The sequence below is a fragment of the Pseudomonas sp. G3-39 genome (assembly GCF_054790485.1).
This window is the reverse complement of sequence record NZ_CP186497.1, coordinates 4528607-4551643: the sequence shown is the minus strand read 5'-3', so window position 1 is coordinate 4551643 and position 23037 is coordinate 4528607. Positions and strand designations below refer to the sequence as shown.

The following is a 23037-nucleotide window of genomic DNA, read 5'->3' as shown; positions in this document are numbered from 1 at the left end:
AAAGCGTCAGGTCAGTCGACATCACTGTTGAATGGCCCACCGCATTCGCGAGCAAGCCCGCTCCCACATTTTTGACCGCGTGCGGCTTACGGTTTATTGGGGATGCCGTACTTGCGCAGGCGATGGGCGATTGCCGTGTGCGAGGTCTGCAGGCGGCTGGCCAGTTGGCGGGTTGAGGGGTAGCTGACGTAGAGTTTTTCCAGCAGCGATTTTTCGAAGGATTCGACGGCTTGTTCGAGGCTATCGACGTCGCTGTCGGTCTGCCGCGCCACCGAGGTGCCGGCGATGTCGAGGTCGCCGATGTCGACCAGACTGCTCTCGCAGATCGCCGCGGCGCGGAAGATCACGTTCTGCAACTGGCGCACGTTACCCGGCCAACGATTACCGAGCAGCGCCGGATAGGTACCGGGCGCAAGGCGACAGACTGGACGCTGAATCTGCGCACACGCCTGCTGCATGAAATAGCGCGCCAGCAGCAGAATGTCCTGACCTCGCTCACGCAGCGGCGGCACTTCGACGTTGAGCACGTTGAGACGGTAGAACAGGTCTTCGCGGAACAGGCCTTCGCTGACCATTTTTTCCAGGTCGCGGTGGGTCGCGCTGAGGATCCGCACGTTGACCTTCACTTCACGATCGCCGCCCACTCGACGGAAGCTACCGTCGTTCAAAAAGCGCAGCAGTTTGGCTTGCAAGTACGGCGACATCTCGCCGATCTCGTCGAGAAATACCGTGCCCTGGTTGGCCAGTTCCATCAGCCCTGGTTTGCCGCCACGTTGCGCGCCGGTGAAGGCGCCGGGGGCGTAGCCGAACAGTTCGCTCTCGGCGAGGTTTTCCGGCAGCGCCGCGCAGTTCAGCGCGAGAAACGGCGCACTGTGCCGCGCACTGATCGCGTGGCAAGCGCGGGCCACCAGTTCTTTACCGGTGCCGGTTTCGCCTTGAATCAGCAGCGGTGCGTCGAGGGCTGCGACTCGTTGCGCGCGGGCCTTCAGCGTGCGGATCGCCGGGGATTCGCCGAGCAGCGCATCGAAGCCTTCGGCGTGGTCATGGTGCAATGCCGAGAGTTGTTCACCGATGCGGTTCGGTTGATACAGCGTGAGCAAGGCGCCGGCGTCGGTGATCGGTGTGGCGTCGAGCAGCAGGGTCTGGCCATTGACGGTGATCTCCCGCAGCGGCAGGCGGAAGCCTTGTTCGAGCAGGGTTTCCAGCAGACCGGGATCGTTGAACAGTTCCGAGACACTTTCCCCCGCCGGTTCACGCCCGTACAGCGCAATCAGTGCCGGGTTGGCCAGCAGCACCTTGCCGGCGCTATCGAGGGCCAGTACCGGATCGGTCATCGCCGCGAGCAGTGCATCAAGCTGCAAGTGCCGCCGCTGGCCGGGGAGGATGTCGACCACCACCACGGCCTCCACGCCGCGCACCCGGAACAACGCATCTTTGAGCTCTTCGAGCACTTGCGGGCTCAAGGTCGGTGCATCGATGTAGACGTTGGGCGGAATCATCTCCACCGCATCCAGATTGAGATTGCGCCCACCGAGGATAGCCAGGACTTCCTGGGTGATGCCGACGCGGTCGATGAAGCTGACGTGGATACGCATGGGGGCGGTTCAGTGTTCTGGAATGCGGAGGGGGGCAAGTATGCCTTGATGGGGGACTGGGGTGAAATCTTGAGATTGTTGTCGTGCTGGAGATCTACCCCTCACCCCAGCCCTCTCCCCAGAGGGGCGAGGGGGAAAGGGAGCAGATTGGGGGCTTTTCAAAACTTGAGTTCGGCTCGCTATTTCAGGTCGGTGTACCTTGAGCGAGCAACTCGGTCAGTCCCCTCTCCCTCCGGGAGAGGGTTAGGGTGAGGGGGCTTTTGGGGTTACTCGAAATGCTCGGGATTAACCGGATCCCCGGATTGCATATTCAACTTCTGCCGGATGTCCTCAAACATCAGATCGTAATGTTTGTGCACCGAACCAATCTGGCTGTGAGCCTTCGGAATCCCGTATTTCTCGGCAATCCGGGTCACGTCGCGGGCGAAGTTGTAAGCCTCTTCCTTGGGCAGGAAGAAGGTCTCTTTCATGTCCTTGCCCTGAAGGTTGCCGTGCATCGTGAACTGTATGCCTTTGCCTTTCTGCGGATCGGTGAACACTTCATAGTCGAGGTGCACGTTGTAACTGACGTCATCCGGAGTCAGCGCGTGCCGCTCAATATGCAAATGACCGGGTTCAAACTGGGCCATGGGTTTCTCCTTTCAAGGCATGGGAGAAGGGCAGCCCCCTGGGCCTGCCCTTGAGTTTCTAATTATCGATAGCTGATGCCCGGCTTCGCCGTGCTGACGCGTGTGCCGGCAGTGCCCTGGACGATCGCTTCGATGTCCGCGAGCGAACCGATCACCGCGACCTTGCCAGTATGGCGCGCGAATTCGCAGGCTGCCTGCACCTTCGGTCCCATGGAGCCAGCGGCGAAACCGAGGCGTTCCAGTTCATCCGGGTGGGCTTCGGCGATGGCTTTCTGCGACGGCTTGCCATAGTCGACGAACGCCGCGTTGACGTCGGTGGCGATCACCAGCAAGTCAGCTTCCAGTTGCTCGGCGAGCAGCGACGAGCACAGATCCTTGTCGATTACCGCCTCGATGCCCTTGAGGTTGCGGTGCTCGTCGTACATGGTCGGAATGCCGCCGCCACCCGCGCAAATCACGATGCTGCCCTTGTCCAGCAGCCACTTGATCGGACGGATCTCGAAGATGCGTTTCGGCCGTGGACTGGCCACCACACGACGGAACTTGTCGCCGTCCGGAGCGATGGCCCAACCTTTCTCGGCGGCGAGTTTTTCCGCTTCGGCTTTCTCGTAGACCGGGCCGATCGGTTTGGTCGGATTCTGGAAGGCCGGGTCCTTGGCGTCGACTTCAACCTGGGTCAGCAGGGTGGCGAACGGCACTTCGAAGTCCAGCAGGTTGCCCAGTTCCTGTTCGATGATGTAGCCGATCATGCCTTCGGTTTCGGCACCGAGCACGTCCAGCGGGTAAGGGGTGACGGAGGTGTAGGCCGCCGCCTGCAGCGACAGCAGGCCGACTTGCGGGCCATTGCCGTGGGCGATGACCAGTTGATTGCCGGGATGGATCTTGGCGATTTGCTCGGTGGCGATGCGGATGTTGGCGCGCTGGTTGTCAGCGGTCATCGGCTCGCCACGACGGAGCAGGGCGTTACCGCCCAGAGCTACGACGATACGCATGGTGCAATCCTTTCAGCAGAGAAATGGCAAACGACTCGGTTTCCCTGTCGGAACCGGAATTCCATGTGGGAGCGAGCCTGCTCGCGAAGGCGTCAGATCAGTCGACATCTCTGTTGAATGACCCACTGCTTTCGCGAGCAGGCTCGCTCCCACCCTAGAACCGGTTCCTTCAGTGGGAGCTATTCCGGTTACAGATCAGCCAGGGTCGAGACCAGGATCGCCTTGATCGTGTGCATGCGGTTTTCCGCTTGCTCGAAGGCGATGCAGGCGGGCGACTCGAACACGTCGTCGGTCACTTCAATGCCGTTGGCCAGGTGCGGATACTGTTCGGCGATCTGTTTGCCGACCTTGGTATCGCTGTTGTGAAACGCCGGCAGGCAGTGCATGAACTTGGTGCGCGGGTTGCCGGTGGCTTTCATCAGCTCTTTGTTGACCTGGTACGGCAGCAGTTGCTGGATACGTTCGGCCCAGGCTTCAACCGGCTCGCCCATCGACACCCAGACGTCGGTGTGGATGAAATCGACGCCTTTGACTGCGGCTTTCGGGTCTTCGGTGAGGGTGATGCGCGCGCCGGATTCTTCCGCGTATTTCTTGCAGCGATCGACTAGATCGTCATGCGGCCACAGGGCTTTCGGCGCGCAGATGCGCACGTCCATGCCGAGCTTGGCGCCGACCAGCAGCAGCGAGTTGCCCATGTTGTTGCGCGCGTCGCCGAGGTAGGCGTAGCTGATTTCGTGGATCGGCTTGTCGGCGTGTTCACGCATGGTCAGCACGTCGGCGATCATTTGCGTTGGGTGATATTCGTCGGTCAGGCCGTTGAACACCGGCACCCCGGCGAACTTCGCCAGCTCTTCGACAATTTCCTGTTTGAAACCACGGTATTCGATGGCGTCGTACATGCGACCCAGCACGCGGGCCGTGTCTTTCATGCTTTCCTTGTGGCCGATCTGCGATGAGTTCGGGTCGATGTAGGTGACGTTGGCGCCTTGGTCGTAGGCCGCCACTTCGAACGCGCAACGGGTGCGGGTCGAGGTTTTTTCGAAGATCAGGGCGATGTTGTTGCCCTTGAGGTGTTGCTGCTCGGTGCCGGTGTACTTGGCGCGTTTCAGATCGCGGGACAGGTCGAGCAGGTAACGCAGCTCACGTGGGGTGTGGTGTTCCAGGCTGAGCAGGTTACGGTTGTGGATGTTAAAAGCCATGATGGATCTCCTTCGGTGTCGGTTATCCCCCTGGCCGCGCTTTGTAAGTCGCGGCCAAGGCTCAGAGGTTTAGTAATCGATTGGGTCGCGGATGATCGGGCAGGTCATGCAGTGGCCGCCGCCGCGACCACGACCGAGTTCGCCGGCGCTGATGGTGATGACCTCCACGCCCGCCTTGCGCAGCAGGGTGTTGGTGTAGGTGTTGCGGTCGTAGCCGATGACCACGCCCGGTTCCACGGCCACCACGTTGTTGCCGTCGTCCCATTGCTCGCGTTCGGCGGCGAAGCTGTTGCCGCCGGTTTCCACCACGCGCAGCTTCGGCAGGTTTAGCGCAGCGGCGACAGTGTCGAGGAAGCTGCCTTCTTCGCGGCGGATGTCGATGCCGCCCTGTTTGCTTTCGTCAGGACGCAGGGTGAAGGCGACGATCTGGTTGACCACTTCCGGGAAAATCGTCACCAGGTCGCGATCGCAGAAACTGAACACGGTGTCCAGGTGCATCGCGGCGCGGGACTTCGGCAGGCCGGCGACGATGACTTTTTCCACGGCCTTGTTCTTGAACAGGTTCAGCGCCAGTTGGCCGATGGCCTGACGGGATGAGCGTTCGCCCATGCCGATCAACACCACGCCGTTGCCGATCGGCATCACGTCGCCGCCCTCAAGGGTCGAGCTGCCATGGTCCTTGTCCGGGTCGCCGTACCAGATCTCGAAATCGGCGTTGGTGAACTGCGGGTGGAATTTGTAGATGGCGGTGGTCAGCAGGGTTTCCTGACGTCGCGCCGGCCAGTACATCGGGTTCAGCGTCACGCCACCGTAGATCCAGCAGGTGGTGTCGCGGGTGAACTGGGTGTTCGGCAGCGGCGGCAGGATAAAGCTGGAGTGGCCGAGGAAGTCGCGGAACATCTGGATGGTCTTGCCACCGAAGCTGTCCGGCAGATCATCGGCGGATACGCCACCAATCAGGTATTCGGCGATGTGTCGCGGCTCAAGGCTTTTCAGCCAGGATTTGACTTCGCTGATCAGGCCCAGGCCCACCGAGTCGGCGGTGACCTTGCGCTCGAGAATCCAGTCCAGCGCTTCCGGGATGGCGACGATGTCGGTCAGCAGGTTGTGCATTTCCAGCACGTCGATCCCGCGTTCACGCATTTTGGTCACGAAGTCGAAGTGGTCGCGCTTGGCCTGGGCGACCCACAGCACGTCATCGAACAGCAGTTCATCGCAGTTGTTCGGGGTCAGGCGCTGGTGGGCCAGACCTGGGGAGCAAACCATGACTTTGCGCAGTTTGCCGGCTTCGGAATGGACGCCGTACTTAACTTTTTCCGTGGTCATTGCAGTGATCCTCCAGATTACAAATCAAGGGTTACAAGGTCAGGAAGCCGTCGTAGAGACCGTAGGCAGCCACCAGGGCACCCACGACCACTGCGGCGAAAATCAGCTTCTCGACGTTAGTGAAAATCGGTTGTTTGAGTTCCAGCTTGGCCTTGGCGAACAGGATCGCGCCGGGTGCGTAGAGCAGGGCCGAGAGCAGCAGATACTTGACCCCGCCGGCATATAGCAGCCACACCGCGTAGATCAGCGCGATGCCGCCGATAATCAGATCCTTACGTCGTTCGGCCGCGAAGCCTTCGTAGCTTTCGCCGCGTACCGCCAGCAGCAGGGCATAGGCCGCCGACCACAGGTACGGCACCAGAATCATTGAGGTGGCGAGGTAGATCAGCGACAGATAAGTGCTGGCCGAGAACAGGGTGATGATCAGGAACAGCTGGACCATCGCGTTGGTCAGCCACAGGGCGTTGACCGGTACGTGGTTGGCGTTTTCCTTGCGCAGAAACTCGGGCATGGTGTGGTCTTTGGCGGCGGCGAACATGATCTCCGCACACAGCAGCACCCACGACAGCAGCGCGCCCAGCAGCGAGATGATCAGGCCGACGCTGATCAGCACCGCGCCCCAATGACCGACCACGTGCTCAAGCACGGCGGCCATCGACGGGTTCTGCAGTTTGGCCAGTTCCGGCTGGGTCATGATGCCCAGCGACAGCACGTTGACCAGCACCAGGAACAGCAGCACGGTGATGAAACCGATGACGGTGGCCTTGCCGACGTCCGAGCGTTTTTCCGCCCGCGCCGAGAAGATGCTCGCGCCCTCGATGCCGATGAACACCCACACGGTGACCAGCATCATGTTGCGCACCTGGTTCATCACGCTGCCCAGATCCGGGTTTTTCACACCCCAGATGTCGGCGGTAAAGATGTCCAGTTTGAAGGCGAAAATCGCGATCAGCACGAACAGCAGCAGCGGCACGACTTTGGCGACGGTGGTCACCAGGTTGATGAACGCCGCTTCCTTGATCCCGCGCAGTACCAGAAAGTGCACGGCCCACAGCAGCACCGAGGCGCCGATCACCGCCGCTACCGTGTTGCCTTCGCCGAAAATCGGAAAGAAATACCCGAGGGTGCTGAACAACAGAACAAAGTAGCCAACGTTGCCCAGCCAGGCACTGATCCAGTAACCCCAGGCGGACGAGAAACCCATGTAGTCGCCAAATCCGGCCTTGGCGTAGGCGTAGACACCGCCGTCCAGGTCAGGCTTGCGATTGGCGAGGGTTTGAAAGACAAAAGCGAGGGTGAGCATGCCGACAGCGGTGATGGCCCAACCAATCAATACCGCGCCGACGTCGGCGCTGGCGGCCATGTTTTGTGGCAAAGAGAATATCCCGCCACCGATCATTGAGCCGACGACCAAGGCAACCAGTGCACCGAGTCGTAGTTTTCCGGGAGCTTCAGACATTGCATGACTCCATTGCAGGAGAGAAGAGTTCACAGCGTAGATCTGTTGTCTGTTCAATCAGCTGACATAGATCAGTGCATGGCCACATTCCATTGTTAATGAATGACTTATGAAACAACTGGAGGCATAACGCTATCGCCTGAAAAGCCCGTCCTAGAGGCTTTTGCCTGATGTGGTTGGGAATTGGTCTTATTACTTTAGAGTTATCACGCTAGTTGTTTTTCAGCTTTTGGCAAATTTTCAGCATCTGTTTTCAGTACAGAATTGATTTATTAGGATTCGCGCACAAAACTGTCTTAGCGTGCTAGGCGTTAGCGTCAGTCGCTATATATAAACGAGTGTTTCTCGGTATTACCTGATAAACGTCGTCTGGTATTAGGCGTTTAGTTAATAGTTGTTACAAATGAATGAAGGGAGACAAGAATGTCGCAACCGACGCAAAAGCTGCGACTGGGTGCGTTGATCGCCCTGGTGGTGGGTTCGATGATTGGCGGGGGGATTTTTTCCCTGCCGCAGAACATGGCGGCCCGCGCCGATGCCGGGGCGATCCTGATCGGCTGGGGGATTACCGCCATCGGTATGTTGACCCTTGCGTTCGTGTTCCAGACCCTGGCCAACCGCAAGCCCGAGCTGGACTCGGGGGTCTATGCCTACGCCAAGGCCGGGTTTGGCGACTACATGGGTTTCTCGTCCGCCTGGGGCTACTGGATCAGCGCGTGGCTGGGCAACGTCGGTTATTTCGTGTTGCTGTTCAGCACCCTCGGTTACTTCTTTCCGGTATTCGGCCAAGGCAATACGCCGGTTGCCATCGGCTGTGCGTCGGTGCTGTTGTGGGCGGTGCATTTTCTGGTGATGCGCGGGATCAAGGAGGCGGCGTTCATCAATCAGGTGACCACGGTCGCCAAGATCGTGCCGCTGATCATGTTTATCGTGATTGCCGCCGTGGCGTTCAAGGCCGACATCTTCACCCGCGACATCTGGGGCCGCAGCAACCCGAGCTTCGGCGGGGTGATGGATCAGGTGCGCAACATGATGCTGGTGACGGTGTTCGTGTTCATCGGCATCGAGGGCGCCAGCGTGTATTCGGCGCGCGCGGAGAAACGCAGCGACGTCGGGCGCGCCACGGTGATCGGCTTCCTCGGCGTGCTGGCGCTGCTGGTGCTGGTCAACGTGCTGTCGCTGGGGATCATGAGCCAGCCCGAACTCGCGACTTTGCAGAACCCGTCGCTGGCGGCGGTGCTGGAGCACATCGTCGGGCCGTGGGGCGCATTGTTGATCAGCCTCGGTCTGGCGGTGTCGCTGCTTGGCGCATTGCTGTCATGGGCGCTGCTGTGCGCGGAAATCCTCTTCGCCACGGCCCGGGACAAGACCATGCCGGCGTTCCTGAAAAAGGAAAACGCCAACCATGTGCCGGTCAATGCGCTGTGGCTGACCAACGTGATGATTCAGATTTTCCTGCTGATCACGCTTTTCTCGGCGGGCACGTACACCAGTCTGATTTATCTGGCGTCGTCGATGATTCTGGTGCCGTACCTGTGGTCGGCGGCGTACGCGGTGCTGCTCAGCGGACGTGGCGAAACCTACGAACATGCCTCGGCCGAACGTACCAAGGATCTGCTGATTGGCGGCATCGCCCTGTGCTACGCGGTGTGGTTGTTGTATGCCGGCGGGGTGAAATACCTGCTGCTGTCGGCGCTGCTGTATGCGCCGGGGGTGGTGCTGTTCGCCAAGGCCAAGCATGAGCAGGGCGAGCCGCTGTTCACCCCTGTCGAGAAAGGTATTTTTGCCTGTGTGCTGATCGGCGCAGGGCTGGCGGCGTATGGTTTGTACAGCGGGGTGTTGTCGCTGTAGGTGGATTGGTTGTGCATCGGTGGTGTCAGTGCGGGCCTCTTCGCGAGCAAGCCCGCTCCCACATTTGAAATGCATTTCAAATGTGGGAGTGAGCCTGCTCGCGATAGCAATTTCAAATTCACCACAACGGGCGATGTGAACCCAGTTCGGTGGCCGGCAACGCCCACTGCAGCGGCGTCCCGCTGATCGTCATCGGTGCCAGCAAGCGGTGCGCCGGCCCCCACGGGGTCTGCTCCAGATGCGAGTTTTGATCCTGCGCATCTTCAGCCCGCAACGCTTCGCTCGACCCCGGCTCCTGTTCGATCAACAGCTTGGCGGTACGCGCCAGCGACAAGCGCGCCGAACCACCGCGGCCCGTCTTCAATCGCTGCGTCAGAAGCCGTATCGCACTGGCCGCCATCAAATACCCGGTGCCGTGATCCAGCCCCTGCACCGGCAACGGCGTCGGCTTGTCAGCCTGTTTCCAGCGCTGTCCGGCCTCGGCGATGCCGCTGCTCATCTGCACCAGGCTGTCGAAGCCGCGCCGGTTGCGCCACGGGCCGCTCCAGCCGTAGGCATTGAGACAGATGTCGATCAGCCCCGGCGCCAGTTGTCGGCGGCGTTCGGCGCCGAAACCGAGGTGTTCCAGGGCATCGGCACGGTAGCCATGTATGAGGATATCGGCGTCCTTCAACAGGTTTTCGAACACTGCACGATCGCCCGGTTGCTGCAGATTCAGCCGTGCGCAGCGTTTGCCCAGGGTGACTTCCGGCACCACGCCCGGCTCGTTCCAGCTCGGCGGATCGATGCGCAGCACGTTGGCACCGAGGCCCGCGAGAAAACGGCTGGCGGTGGGGCCGGCGAGCACGCGGGTCAGGTCGAGCACCTTGAGCCCGGCCAGCGGTTGCTCCACGGAGCCTTGCCACGCGTTGGCCTTTTCATCCTGCGAATCGATGAAATGCACCAGCGGCTCGGCATTCACTGCCATCCCTTGCGGATGCTGCTGCCATTGCGCCCAACTGCGCATTTCGGCGGCGCAGCCTTTGGCCTCGACCACCGCTTGCTCCAGATCGGCGCTGCGCCATTGCGCGACTTTCGTCGCTATCGCGGCGCGATCGGCGCAGGTACCGAGCACGCTTTCAGCCGCAGCTCGGTGATGCGGGGCGTTAGTGTGCAGGCGGATCCAGCCGTCCTTTGTCGCATAGTCACCAGCGACCGGATCCCACAGCGGCGGGACTTCCCAGCCGATCGGCCGCAACGAGGTGGCAAACCAGAACGACGCCAGACGCCGATCGACTTCCACGGCGGGCAAGTGCCCGGTCTGTTGCCGGAGCAGTTCGCTGACGGCCTGACCGGCAGCGCCGATGCTGGCGCAGGCCAGGTCGGTGACGGCAAACGCCGAGGGCAGGGCGCCACTGGCGGTGAACGGAATCGGCGTGTGGGGCAAGCCGAGTGCGGCTTGAATGGATGTGAGTAAATCAGTCATCGAAGGCCCTCCGGGAGAGAGGGCGATGATAGTGCAAAAAAATCTCGGGCCAGATGAAATTCCGGCAGGTGAACACTTACCCCTGTGGGAGCGAGCCTGCTCGCGAAAGCGGTGGATCAGTCACTTTGATGTTGAATGTGCTGCCGTCTTCGCGAGCAGGCTCGCTCCCACAGGGATTTTTGCAGTTTGCTAGACGCGGAACTGATCCATCAGCTTCATCTGCTGGCTCGCCAGCGCATTGAGCTGGCTGCTGATCGCCGCCGACTCGGTGGCTTGCTCGGTCAGGGTTTCAGTCACGGTGCGAATCGCCGAGACGTTGCGGTTGACCTCTTCGGCCACGGCGCTCTGTTGTTCGGCGGCGCTGGCGATCTGCAGGTTCATGTCGCTGATCACCGTCACCGCATCACTGATCTTGCCCAGCGCATCCACCGCCTGGCGGATCTGCCCGGCGTTGTTATGCGCCTGGGTCTGACTCGAATGCATGGTCGCGACCACGCCACGGGTGCCGGTCTGGATGCGCTCGATGACGATGCGGATTTCTTCCACCGAATCCTGGGTGCGCTTGGCGAGGTTGCGCACTTCGTCGGCCACCACCGCAAAACCACGACCGCTTTCCCCGGCGCGGGCCGCTTCGATGGCAGCGTTGAGCGCCAGCAGGTTGGTCTGTTCGGCGATGCTGCGGATCACTTCCAGCACCGAACCGATCTGCTCGCTGTTGACCGCCAGTGCTTCGACTTCGGTCACCGCTTTGCTGACTTCATCGGCCAGTTGATTGATGTCGCGGGTGCTGCGCTCGATGATCGACATGCCGTCCTTGGCCGACTGGTCGGCGCCCTTGGCGGCGTTGGCCGCGTTCGACGCGCTGTTGGCGACGTCGTGGGCGGTGGCGCTCATTTCGTTGGAGGCGGTGGCGACCTGATCGATCTCGCGGAACTGCACCTGCATGCCTTCGCTGGTCTGGCGGGCGATTTCCGAAGACTGATCAGCAGTGCCACGCGCTTCGGTGATGCTCTGTTTGATCTGGGCGATGGTCGGTTGCAGCTTGTCGAGGAAGCGGTTGAACCAGTTCACCAGTTCGCCCAGTTCATCCTTCTTGCTGTAGTTCAGGCGCTGGGTCAGATCGCCTTCACCGCTGGCGATGTTCTTCAGCATCTCGGCGACGCTGTTGATCGGCCGGGTCACGCCCGAGGCGGTGAGCCAGATCAGCAGCAGACCGACCAGACCGGCCACCACCGCCACCAGCAACGCAGTGAGCACACCGGTTTCCTGCGCATCGTCGAGTACCGCTTGCAGCTTGACCGAGTCGGCCAGCAGCACCTGTTTCGGCAAGTCGATGACCACGCCCCAGGCCCGCGAGTTGCCAATCGGATCGACCGGGTACACCGCGCGAATCAGCTCGCCCTGTTCGAGAATCTTCGGCGTGCCGCTGCTGACCAGTTGCAGCAGGTCCTTGCCGTCGGCGCCGAGGGTATCGCTGATCTTTTTACCGACCTTGGTCGCATCGGAACTGTCGGCAGCGAGCACGCCGCTGCCGGAGACGATCAGCATGTGCCCGGCGTTGTTGAACAGGTTGCGTTGGGACTCCACCGCCGCCGCTTGCAGGGCATCGAGGGCGATGTCGACACCGACCACGCCGATGGCCTTGCCGTCGACGATCAACGGCACGGAAATGGTGGTCATCAACATTTCCTTGCCGCCCACGGTGTCGGCATACGGGTCGAGCAGGCAAGTACGCTTGTTGTCACGAGGGCAGGTGTACCAGCTGTTGTACGGCGTGCCGCTGACGCTGAGGGTGGTCTTGGTCATGTCTTCTTCGACCATGATCGTGTTCAGCGCCGAGCCGGCAGCGCGGCTCCAGTAAGTTGCAAAACGCCCGGCTTCATTGGACTGACGCGCGGCATCGTTGACGAACTCGCTGTCCTTGCCGTCGAGGCCGTTGGGTTCGAAGGCGAGCCAGATGCCGAGCACCTTGTCGTTGCGCTCGAACGCGGTTTTCAGGCTCTGGTTCAATTCTTCACGCAGGGCCCCGGCGTCCAGTGAACGCTTGGCGGCCAGTGCGCGCATGTCCTTGATCTGATCGGCCAGCGCGGTGATCACCGTCAGGCTTTCGCCAAAGGTCTTCTGCACCCGCACTGCTTGCTCGGCGGCTTTGGCCTGCAACAGGTTCTGCACACTGGCAGTGAGCAACTGGTTGCTGGAGTTGCTGACCAGTTCGTCGTTCTGGTTGGTCTGGTAGATGTTCATGCCGACGATCAGCGCAACCACACCCAGCAGGCACAGGCCGGAGAGCAGGACGATTTTCAGGCGAATGGAGAGAGAGTCGAACATGGGGCGATCTCGTGAATGAATGAGCAGGTGGCCACGGGATGAACTACCCGGTTCGCCAAATCCATTCAGCGCCATGCATTGCTCATCGGCGCGCAGCGAGAGGGCATGAGCCGCTTGCCGACGAACGGTCAGCGCTAAACGTTTGCGCAGGGGAATGTGCTGAAAAGGCGATTAATTACAGGGAAGTTTCAGCCGGATGAACGCTGAGGAAATGCTGGTGATGAGGCTTTGTGGTGAGGGGATTTATCCCCGATTGGCTGCGCAGCAGCCACTAATCAGGCATCCGCAGCGTGTCAGTTAAAACTGGTTTTCTGGTTTTGGACCTGCTGCGCAGTCCATCGGGGCGGTGCGACGTTTCGCTAAATCCCCTCACCACACAAGCTTATTTGCCAAAAATAGCGGGCGGTCAGGCGGAGGGCGGAATCGCTTCCGGACGTGACCAGATCCACAGATTGCCCAGACTCATCCCGGCAATCGCCAGATACACCGGCCAGCCGTGATCGAGCATCACCAGCATCAGCGTCGCGCACAGCAGCATGCTGATCGTGGCGCTGACCTTGGCTTTGCGCGCGATGATCTTGCCGTTGCGCCAGTTGCTCAGGATCGGCCCGAACAGCCGATGGTTTTCCAGCCAGGCGCTCAGGCGCGGCGAGCTGCGAGTCGCGGCCCAGGCGGCGAGCAGGATGAACTCGGTGGTCGGCAGGCCGGGCACGACGATGGCGATCAGGCCAATGCCGAGGCTGACGTAGGCCAGCAGGCCGAACAGCAGGCGGGCGAGTTTTGAGGTGGCGGGTTGCGGCATGGGCTCAGCGGTTGCTTCTGAAGCGGGACGGGAATCTTACAGGCTTACACCGTTCCCCTGTAGGAGTGAGCCTGCTCGCGATGGCATCCGGTCATTCAACATTAATGTCGACTGATACACCGCCATCGCGAGCAGGCTCGCTCCCACAAGGGGAATTTGCTGTGTATCAGGCCGGTTCGGCTTCTGTGGCGTAAGCCTGTTCCAGCAGCACGGTGAAACGGTTGAACGCGTCGATCGCGCCTTGCTCGACCTCGGCTTCCTCTTCGGCGGTGAACGGCAGGGAATCGAGAGTGCGCACGAAGCTTTTCCAGCCTTCGGCACGTCCGCCTTCCGGTTCACCCAAGTGACGGGCGCCGAAGGTTTCGCTCAGCTCCAGCGCCACCGCACGTTTGATCAGGAACGCAGCGCCGAGCTTCGAACCTTCGGAGACAAAGATCCAGCCCAGTGCACGGGCCTTGCTTGGGTTTTTCACCGCGCCAGCCACAGGCGCCGGCACTTCAGTTTCCAGATCCGCCAAATCTGCCTTCGCGGCTTCGGCGCGGCAACGGGCCGGCAGATCCGGGACGATGGCAGTCAGTTCAGCGTTGTTATAGAGGTCGACCAGTTCCGACTGGAACAGGTACTGCGCCACCACGAAACGCGCGAAGTTGGCGCGGGTTTCGAACGGCGCGTGGGCCTTGACCAGGGCGTCGAGCTTGCTGTGCGGCTCATGGGTGATCTGGTTCAGGCGTTGCGAACGCAGGGCTTTTTCCGAAGTGGTCATGGGGTGTCCTTGATAAAAGAGGCGCTTGATAACGAGACGAACGGGAAGCTGGCAAACCGTAAAAAAAGCCCCGCGACGCGCTGATCAATGCGCGTCGCAGGGCCGTGTGGATCAGATGTCCCAGACCAGATTGATCGCGAAGTTGCGGCCCGGCTGGGTCAGGCGATCGAGGTTGGCCGGTTGCGTCACCGAGGCTTCGCCGACGCTGTCGTAACCGCGCACGTCATCCCACAGCCAGTACTTCTTGTCGGTCAGGTTGTAAATGCCGCCGCTGACGGTGACGTCGTCGGTGACTTTGTAATAGCCGGCCAGATCGAGAATGCCGAAGCCCGGGGTCTTGAACTGGCTGCTGACGCCATCCGGCGACTTGAAGTTGCTGTCGTCGACGCGATCCTTTTTCTTCACCACGGTCCAGCTCAGCAGGCCGCCGTAGTTGTCCTGGTCGTAACCCAGACCGAATACGCCGGTCAGCGGATTGACGCTGTTGAGCGGCTCGCCGTTGTCGTTGTTGCGACCGTAGGCGTAAGCGATCGAGCCTTGGGTGTAGAGGCCCTGCGGCGCGCCGAACGCATCGAGGTTCAGGCGACCTTTGACTTCGGCGCCCTTGATGGTCGCGTGCTTGATGTTGCTCGACTGGAAGGTCAGCTCGTCGTAACCGGGAGTGACCGCGTCTTCGTTGATGAAATCGCGGTACTTGTTATAGAACACCGCCACGTCGAACGAGCCTTGTTCGAAGTTGCCGCGCAGACCGGTTTCATAGCTTTTGCTTTTTTCCGGTTCCAGGTTCGGGTTGGGCGCCACGTTGTAGCCGGTGGTGCTGTTTTCGAAGCGCCCGTACAACGCTTTCGCGGTCGGTGTGCGGAAACCTTCGGCGTACTGGCCGTACCAGGTGTAGTTATCGGTCAGGGCATAGGTCAGGCCGAATTTGGGCGAGACTTTGTGCCAGCTCTTGTTCGCGTCGCTGACCGTGCCGTTGCCATCGGCGGCCACGGTGTTGAGGAATTCCTGAGTGATGTGCGGCTTGAGCTGGGTGTGGTCGTAGCGCAGGCCCGGCAGGAAGGTCCACTTGTTCCAACTGATCTGATCCTGGGCGAACAGGCTGTAGGTGTTGATGGTCGGATCCGGGAAGTCGCTGGATTTTTTCAGCACATCCGCCGCGCTGGTGGCGCCGATGGCGGTGCAGCCACGGCCGACTGCCAGGCACTTGCCGTCGCCGCTGCGTGAGCCGGTGACTTTCTGCTGCTTGATTGTGGTGCCGTAGGTCAGCACGTGATCGGTGTCACCGATGGCGAAGGCCTTGTCCAGTTGCGCATCGAATACCCACTGTTTTTCCTCGTAGACCGTGTCGCGGGTGCGCAGCACTTTACGGGTCATCGGGTAGTAGAACTCCTCGGTGCTCTGGTCGGTCTTGGCGATCTGGTGGTTGAGGCTCCACTTCACGTTGTCGGCCAGCAGGCTGTCGAGGGCGAAGCTGTGTTCGAGGCCGAAACGCTCACGGGTGATGGTGTCGTTGCCGGTGCGCCACTGGTACATGCCGCCGGGCAGCATGCTGTTGGGAATGGTCGGGGCGCCATTGAAGTACGGGCCGCCGTAGGCACTTTTCTGATCGGTGTCGCGGTCGTCCTTGTACTTCTCGTAGGTCAGGCCCAGACGCGAATCGTCGTTGTAGTTCCAGCCGATCTTCGCCAGGACGTTGGTGGCCTTGACGTCTTCCGGGTTGGCAGCGGTGCGCGCCAGGCCAGTGCCGTTGTTGCTGCCGTAGGAATCGGTTTCGTGACCGTCGCGCTGACTGAAGTGCAGCAAGCCGTCGAACTGCTCGGCACGCCCGGCAACCGTGGCGGATTTCAGCCAGCTCTCATCGGCGGAGCTGTAACCGGTTTTGAGGCGAGCGCCGACGTCTTTGCCGGGCTTGATGATGTCGTCCGGGTCGAGGGTGTAGTAGCTGACGGCGCCGCCAATGGCGTTGCTGCCGTACAGCACCGAGGCCGGGCCACGGAGGATTTCCACGCGTTTGACGATTTCCGGGTCGACGTAATTGCGCTGGGTCTTGGCGTACGGGCCGTTGAAGAAACCGTCCGGCACTTCGACGCCGTCGACCTGCGTCAGGATGCGGTCGCCGTCGATGCCGCGAATGTTGTAGCCGCTGATACCGCCACGCTGGCCGGCGCCGCCGACGGACACGCCCGGCTCGTAACGCACCAGATCCTTGATGGTGTTGACGTTGTTGCGATCCAGATCCTGGCGGGTCTGCACAGTGACGGTGGCCGGAACGCTATTGACCGACTGTTCCTGGCGGGTGGCGCTGATGGTCACCTGATCCAGATTGAGTGCGCCGCTGGAGCTGCGCTTCTCCAGCACCACGTTGTTGTTGCTCAGCTTGCGGAAGCTCAGGTTGGTCCCCACCAACAGGCGCTCCAGGGCTTTTTCCGGCGGCAGCGAACCGCGCACACCCGGCGACGACACGCCTTGACCCAGTTCTGCCGGCAAGCCGACCTGCCAGCCGGTGACGCTGGTGAAGGCATTGAGCGCCGACACCAGCGGTTGCTGGCCGATCGAGAACGAATAATCACCCATGTTGCGCGCCGGTTGTTCGCTGGCAGCCATCAGCGGTGCAGTGCCGGCCATGAGGATGGCGGCCGTCAGCAGCGACAATACGCGGGAAGGGGTAGCAGTCTGGCGGGTAAGGCGAGAGGACATCGATAGCGCTCCGTGTCGCACGAATCTTTATAGGTGCTGATCCGCCTCCGAAGATGCGAATCAATTGCATTGGCTATAACGAGACGAACGGGCTTTGGCTATCGAGTAAAAATAATTCTCATTTAGTTCAGGATCACCAGCGCGGGGAATTCCTGCAGGCGCGCCGAGGTGATGTGGGCGAGGGAACGCACCACGTCCAGCGGCTGGTCAAGGCGGTAGTTGCCGGTGACGTTGACGTCGGCCAACTGCTCGTTGGTGTTGATGATCCAGCCTGGGTAGTAGCGGCGCAGTTCGGCCAGCACCTTGTCGAGCGGACAGTTCTCGAAGATCAACCGGCCCTGAACCCAGGCCAGGTCGGTGGCAGTATCCAGTTTGGCCGGACGATCGAAACCGTTGGGGCCGATGCGGATGCTTTCGCCGGCGCTCAAACGCACCCGCGCGTCGTTGTGCGTGGCACGCAAATCGACATCGCCGCGCTGCACATTGACCTGCGCGACGCCGTCCAGATAGCGCACGGCGAACGCGGTGTCGCGCACGCTGGCCTGCACCGGGCCGGCATCGATTTGCAGCGGCTGGCCACGGTTGGCGGCCACTTCGAAAAACGCTTCGCCCTGATACAGCCGCGCCACGCGCTGCCGGTCATTGATGGTGCTGGAGAATGCCGAGTTGGTGTTGAGCAGCACCTTGGAGCCATCCTCCAGTTGCAGGCGCTGACGCTCGCCGACCACGGTCAGGTGATCGGCCTGAATGCGCATCGGCAGATTGCTGAAACTGAACAGGCCCAGAATCAGCACCGCAGCAGTCGCCAACGGTTTCCAGTGCGGACGCAACCGCTGGAGGACGGTGACTTTCGCCGGTTTGGCCGCGAGGCTTTGCGCGCACTGGGCAACTTGCGGCCCGTCCCAGATCGCCTGCGCCTTGGCGAACGCCTCGGCATTCAACGGATCGGCCGCCAGCCAGGCATGGAACTGCCGGGTCTGTTCCTCGTCCGGGCTGCCGAGCACAATGAGCCAGTCGAGTGCCTGATCCATTGCGTTGGCAGCGTCCTGCGCCGAATCCGGCGAAGGCGAGCGGTGGGTGTCCGTCACGGTGTGTCCTCGGCAGTGTCTGTGCACGGCTGTTTTTTTAGTGAAGCGTAAAAGTCGGGCAAGGGTAGCAAAGCCCAATGATCAGTGCAGGCGATCCTGTGGATGACAGCAAACGCCTTTGGCCTCAGTCGCCATTCAAGCGCTCGGCGACACCGATGCAGATCGACATGATCAGCTTGAGTTCCTTCTGCACGGTGCTGAGGGACACATTCAATTCGTCGGCGATTTCCTGATAGCTGTGCCCGTGCAGGCGGCTGAGGATGAAAATCTGCTGCTGACGCGGGCTGAGTTGACTGAGGCTCACGTTCAGGCGCTCCAGCAATTGTTCGGCGTGGGCGGCGTCTTCGGCGCTGCTGGCGGGGGCGGCGACGCTGTGCACCACGTCCTGTGGCACGTCATCGACCATGGTCCGCGAATGGATCTTGCGCGCACGCAGGTGATCCAGCGCCAGATTGCGCGCGGTCTGGAACACAAAGGGTTCAAGGTGATCGATGGCGCGCTCGCTCAGTGCCCGCGTGACGCGCAGGTAAGTCTCCTGCAACAGGTCTTCAGCGGTGCTGTGGTTGTTGACCATCCGCTCGATCGTGCGCAGCAGGGAAGTGCGCTGAGAGAGGAAGACATGATTGAAGCGCGATTGACTCACGGGGGAACCTGATCCATTTCGAGCGAATGATAATGCTTATCATCTAGTCGAGTGGTCAAGTGTTGATTTCAGATTGAAATCAGAAACCTGTGGGAGCGGGCTTGCTCGCGAATGCGGTGAGTCAGTCGATACATTAATTGCCTGACACGACGCCTTCGCGAGCAAGCCCGCTCCCACATGGGAGGAAGGAATTACTCCGCGTTGCAGAGCGCCAGGCAGTTATCCAGCATGCGGTTGGAGAAGCCCCATTCGTTGTCGTACCAGGCCAGCACCTTCAGCAGTTTGCCGCTGACTTTGGTGTGGTTGGCATCGAAGATCGACGACAGCGGGTTGTGGTTGAAGTCGCTGGAAACCAGCGGCAACGTGTTGTAACCCAAAATTTTCGAGTGCTGGCTGGCCGCCTTCATCAGCGCGTTGACCTCGTCGGCCGTGGCTTCCTTCTTCAGCTGCACCGTCAGGTCCACCAGCGACACATTGATCACCGGCACTCGCACGGCCATGCCGGTCAGTTTGCCCGCCAGTTCCGGCAGCACCAGGCCTACCGCTTCGGCGGCGCCGGTCTTGCTCGGGATCATGTTCTGCGTGGCCGAACGCGCGCGGTACGGGTCGGTGTGGTAGACGTCGGTCAGGTTCTGGTCGTTGGTGTAGGCATGAATCGTGGTCATCAGGCCGCTTTCGATCCCCAGCTCGCGGTGCAGCACCTGCGCCACTGGCGCCAGGCAGTTGGTGGTGCACGACGCGTTGGAGATGATCTGGTGCGACTGGCGCAGAATGTCGTGGTTCACGCCGTAAACCACGGTGGCATCGGCGCCTTTGGCCGGGGCCGAGATAATGACTTTGCGCGCGCCGGCAGTAAGATGCGCGGCGGCTTTGGCACGGTCGGTGAACAGACCGGTGCATTCAAACACCACGTCGATTTTTTCCGCCGCCCATGGCAGCTCGGCCGGGTTGCGAATGGCGCTGACCGCAATGCGGTCGCCATTGACCGTAAGGCTCTCATTGTCATGGGCCACTTCGGCGTCGAATGTGCCGTGAACGGTGTCGTATTTGAGCAGATGGGCATTGATGGCGCTGTCGCCCAGATCGTTGATGGCGACGATCTGCAAATCCTGTCGATAGCCTTGGGTATACAGTGCGCGCAGGACATTACGGCCGATGCGGCCAAAACCATTGATTGCGATTCGAAGAGTCATTGAACAGCGCCGCCGTCGTTTTGTTGTTGGAATTACAAGATTATTCGCATAAAAATAGAAAACAAGCCTTTTTAGTGGCAATATTTTGTTTTATCTACAACGAGTGACCTGAATCAACTGGTCCGAATGGTCAAAAAAGCCGTCTGTCATTCCAACAACAACGGCGTTTGATCAGCATAGACAATCAGGTCGCCACATCCGTTAGCCTGGAGTTCTACACATGCATCCCCGCGTTCTTGAGGTCACCGAACGGCTTATCGCCCGCAGCCGCGCCACGCGTCAGGCTTACCTTGCACTGATTCGCGGTGCCGCGACCGACGGGCCGATGCGCGGCAAGCTGCAATGCGCCAACTTCGCCCACGGCGTGGCCGGGTGCGGCAGCGAAGACAAGCACAGCTTGCGGATGATGAACTCGGCGAACATCGCCATTGTTTCTTCGTATAACGACATGCTCTCGGCGCACCAGCCGTACGAAGTCTTTCCCCAGCAGATCAAAAACGCCCTGCGCGAAATCGGCTCGGTCGGCCAGTTCGCCGGTGGTACGCCGGCGATGTGCGATGGCGTGACCCAGGGCGAGCCAGGCATGGAGTTGAGCCTGCCGAGCCGCGAAGTGATCGCCATGTCCACGGCGGTGGCGCTTTCGCACAACATGTTCGACGGCGCGCTGATGCTCGGCATCTGCGACAAGATCGTGCCGGGGCTGATGATGGGTTCGCTGCGCTTCGGCCATCTGCCGACGATCTTCGTCCCGGGCGGGCCGATGGTCTCGGGGATTTCCAACAAGGAAAAAGCCGACGTGCGGCAGAAGTACGCCGAAGGCAAGGCGACCCGCGAAGAACTGCTGGAATCGGAGATGAAGTCCTACCACAGCCCGGGCACCTGCACCTTCTACGGCACCGCCAACACCAACCAATTGCTGATGGAAGTCATGGGCCTGCACTTGCCGGGCGCCTCGTTCGTCAACCCGAACACCCCGCTGCGTGATGCCCTGACCCGCGAAGCCGCGCATCAGGTCACGCGCCTGACCAAGCAGAACGGCAACTTCATGCCGATCGGCGAAATCGTCGACGAGAAAGCGCTGGTCAACTCGATCGTCGCGCTGCACGCCACCGGCGGCTCGACCAACCACACCCTGCACATGCCGGCGATCGCCATGGCCGCTGGCATTCAATTGACCTGGCAGGACATGGCCGACCTCTCCGAAGTCGTGCCGACCCTGAGCCACGTCTACCCGAACGGCAAGGCCGACATCAACCACTTCCAGGCTGCTGGCGGTATGTCGTTCCTGATCCGCGAATTGCTCGAAGCCGGCCTGCTCCACGAAGACGTCAACACCGTGCTCGGCCATGGCTTGAGCCGTTACACCAAAGAGCCGTTCCTCGATAACGGTGAGTTGGTGTGGCGCGAAGGGCCGATCGAAAGCCTCGACGAAAACATCCTGCGCCCGGTCGCCCGTGCATTCTCCGCCGAGGGTGGCTTGCGGGTGATGGAAGGCAACCTCGGTCGCGGGGTGATGAAGGTTTCTGCGGTGGCATTGGAAAACCAGATCGTCGAAGCACCGGCCATGGTCTTCCAGGATCAGCAGGATCTGGCCGATGCGTTCAAGGCCGGTCTGCTGGAGAAGGATTTTGTCGCGGTGATGCGCTTCCAGGGCCCGCGCTCCAATGGCATGCCCGAGCTGCACAAGATGACGCCGTTCCTCGGCGTGCTGCAGGATCGCGGCTTCAAGGTTGCGCTGGTCACCGACGGGCGCATGTCCGGCGCGTCGGGGAAAATCCCGGCGGCGATTCACGTAAGTCCCGAAGCTTATGTCGGTGGTGCTTTGGCGCGGGTGCAAGAGGGCGATATCATCCGCGTCGATGGCGTCAAAGGCACTTTGGAACTCAAGGTCGACGCCGCCGAATTTGCAGCGCGCGAACCTGCCAAAGGCCTGTTGGGCAACAACATCGGCAGCGGTCGCGAACTGTTTGGCTTCATGCGTTTGGCCTTCAGCTCGGCGGAGCAGGGCGCCAGCGCCTTCACTTCTGCCCTGGAGACGCTTAATTGAAACTGGCTTTGGTCGGTGATATCGGAGGCACCAACGCGCGGTTCGCGTTGTGGAAAAACCAGCAACTGCAATCGGTTCAGGTGCTGGCGACAGCCGACCACGCCAGCCCGGAAGAGGCGATCAGCCTGTACCTGAGCGGCCTCGGTCTGGCGCCGGGTTCGATCGGTTCGGTGTGCCTGTCGGTAGCAGGGCCGGTGAGTGGTGATGAATTCAAGTTCACCAACAACCACTGGCGCCTGAGCCGCGCGGCGTTCTGCCAGACCTTGCAGGTCGAGCAACTGCTGCTGATCAACGACTTCTCGGCGATGGCGCTGGGCATGACCCGTTTGCAGCCCGGCGAATTCCGTGTGGTCTGCGAAGGCACGCCGGAGCCGTTGCGCCCGGCGGTGGTGATCGGCCCGGGCACTGGCCTGGGCGTCGGCACCTTGCTCGATCTCGGCGAAGGCCGGTTTGCCGCGTTGCCGGGGGAGGGCGGTCACGTTGATCTGCCGCTGAGCAGCCCGCGTGAAACCCAGCTCTGGCAGCACATCCACAACGAGATTGGCCACGTCAGCGCCGAGACTGCGTTGAGCGGCGGCGGCTTGCCTCGTGTGTACCGGGCGATCTGCGCAGTGGACGGACATGAACCAAAGCTTGATACGCCGGAAGCGATCACCGCAGCCGGTCTGGCTGGCGATCCGATCGCGCTGGAAGTGCTGGAACAATTCTGCTGCTGGCTCGGCCGCGTGGCGGGCAACAACGTGCTGACCACCGGTGGTCGTGGCGGCGTGTTCATCGTAGGCGGGGTGATTCCGCGCTTTGCCGACTTCTTCGTCAACAGCGGTTTCGCCCGCAGCTTCGCCGACAAGGGCTGCATGAGCGATTACTTCAAGGGCATTCCGGTGTGGCTGGTGACGGCGCCGTATTCCGGGTTGGTGGGTGCCGGTGTCGCACTGGAGCAAGCAATCCCTGTCTGAAACA

The 23037-nt window shown here is 61.0% G+C and carries 16 protein-coding genes and 2 pseudogenes; 3 read left to right on the top strand and 15 right to left on the bottom strand.

The genetic code is table 11. The features are described from left to right. Nucleotides 1–86: 86 nt before the first annotated feature. The 6 genes from ACOYXG_RS20435 to arcD (ACOYXG_RS20410) form a co-directional block, all read right to left on the bottom strand. A complete protein-coding gene (locus ACOYXG_RS20435) occupies nt 87–1595 on the bottom strand; it encodes a sigma-54-dependent transcriptional regulator (protein ID WP_027612544.1) in 1509 nt (502 codons plus the stop codon). 266 nt (nt 1596–1861) lie between these two features. Further along, nucleotides 1862–2224, bottom strand: a complete 363-nt coding sequence (locus ACOYXG_RS20430) for a DUF5064 family protein (RefSeq protein WP_123588678.1) — start codon at nt 2222–2224, stop codon at nt 1862–1864. A gap of 62 nt (nt 2225–2286) precedes the next feature. Continuing rightward, complete coding sequence (gene arcC / locus ACOYXG_RS20425; protein ID WP_097085938.1) at nt 2287–3216, bottom strand: carbamate kinase; 930 nt, start codon at nt 3214–3216, stop codon at nt 2287–2289. Nucleotides 3217–3404: 188 nt separating this feature from the next. After that, the gene (locus ACOYXG_RS20420; protein ID WP_003227481.1) at nt 3405–4415 is read right to left on the bottom strand and encodes an ornithine carbamoyltransferase; all 1011 of its coding nucleotides are present in this window, start codon (nt 4413–4415) and stop codon (nt 3405–3407) included. Between the two features lie 69 nt (nt 4416–4484). Next, entirely contained in the window at nt 4485–5741 is a 1257-nt protein-coding gene (gene arcA, locus ACOYXG_RS20415; protein WP_027612548.1) for an arginine deiminase, read from the bottom strand. A gap of 31 nt (nt 5742–5772) precedes the next feature. Beyond that, a complete protein-coding gene (arcD, locus tag ACOYXG_RS20410) occupies nt 5773–7200 on the bottom strand; it encodes an arginine-ornithine antiporter (protein WP_097085936.1) in 1428 nt (475 codons plus the stop codon). 423 nt (nt 7201–7623) lie between these two features. On the opposite strand from arcD (ACOYXG_RS20410), the gene arcD (ACOYXG_RS20405) reads away from it, so the two are divergent. Then, on the top strand, nt 7624–9051 hold the full coding sequence (gene arcD, locus ACOYXG_RS20405) for an arginine-ornithine antiporter (RefSeq protein ID WP_460353654.1): 1428 nt from the start codon (nt 7624–7626) through the stop codon (nt 9049–9051). Between the two features lie 118 nt (nt 9052–9169). Here the strand turns inward: arcD (ACOYXG_RS20405) and ACOYXG_RS20400 are convergent, their stop codons facing one another. From ACOYXG_RS20400 to gap, 9 genes and pseudogenes are all read right to left on the bottom strand, one after another. Beyond that, a complete protein-coding gene (locus ACOYXG_RS20400) occupies nt 9170–10516 on the bottom strand; it encodes a CoA transferase (RefSeq protein ID WP_460353652.1) in 1347 nt (448 codons plus the stop codon). Nucleotides 10517–10705: 189 nt separating this feature from the next. After that, nucleotides 10706–11233, bottom strand: a pseudogene (locus ACOYXG_RS20395) (methyl-accepting chemotaxis protein); the annotation flags it as partial. Between the two features lie 330 nt (nt 11234–11563). Next, nucleotides 11564–12580 (bottom strand): annotated as a pseudogene (locus ACOYXG_RS20390) (methyl-accepting chemotaxis protein); the annotation flags it as partial. A gap of 670 nt (nt 12581–13250) precedes the next feature. Beyond that, the gene (locus ACOYXG_RS20385) at nt 13251–13646 is read right to left on the bottom strand and encodes a YbaN family protein (RefSeq protein ID WP_027612553.1); all 396 of its coding nucleotides are present in this window, start codon (nt 13644–13646) and stop codon (nt 13251–13253) included. 166 nt (nt 13647–13812) lie between these two features. Continuing rightward, nucleotides 13813–14409 carry a biliverdin-producing heme oxygenase gene (locus ACOYXG_RS20380; RefSeq protein ID WP_103367431.1) on the bottom strand — a complete coding sequence of 199 codons (597 nt, stop codon included), beginning with the start codon at nt 14407–14409 and terminating at the stop codon, nt 13813–13815. 111 nt (nt 14410–14520) lie between these two features. Continuing rightward, nucleotides 14521–17106 (bottom strand): TonB-dependent receptor, encoded by a 2586-nt coding sequence (locus tag ACOYXG_RS20375; protein WP_460353648.1) that lies wholly within the window; start codon nt 17104–17106, stop codon nt 14521–14523. Between the two features lie 122 nt (nt 17107–17228). Continuing rightward, nucleotides 17229–18194: a FecR family protein gene (locus ACOYXG_RS20370; protein ID WP_460353645.1), complete on the bottom strand. Its 966-nt coding sequence runs from the start codon at nt 18192–18194 to the stop codon at nt 17229–17231. Nucleotides 18195–18318: 124 nt separating this feature from the next. Continuing rightward, nucleotides 18319–18837, bottom strand: coding sequence for an RNA polymerase sigma factor (locus ACOYXG_RS20365; RefSeq protein ID WP_027612557.1), 519 nt, complete (start codon nt 18835–18837; stop codon nt 18319–18321). Between the two features lie 191 nt (nt 18838–19028). Beyond that, nucleotides 19029–20030: a type I glyceraldehyde-3-phosphate dehydrogenase gene (gene gap / locus ACOYXG_RS20360; RefSeq protein ID WP_333988672.1), complete on the bottom strand. Its 1002-nt coding sequence runs from the start codon at nt 20028–20030 to the stop codon at nt 19029–19031. A gap of 220 nt (nt 20031–20250) precedes the next feature. Between gap and edd the strand changes: the two genes are divergently transcribed. Both edd and ACOYXG_RS20350 read left to right on the top strand, forming a co-directional pair. Then, a complete protein-coding gene (gene edd / locus ACOYXG_RS20355; protein WP_047599558.1) occupies nt 20251–22077 on the top strand; it encodes a phosphogluconate dehydratase in 1827 nt (608 codons plus the stop codon). Further along, complete coding sequence (locus tag ACOYXG_RS20350; protein ID WP_097085921.1) at nt 22074–23033, top strand: glucokinase; 960 nt, start codon at nt 22074–22076, stop codon at nt 23031–23033. Before edd ends, ACOYXG_RS20350 begins: the two co-directional genes overlap by 4 nt. Nucleotides 23034–23037 lie beyond the last annotated feature (4 nt).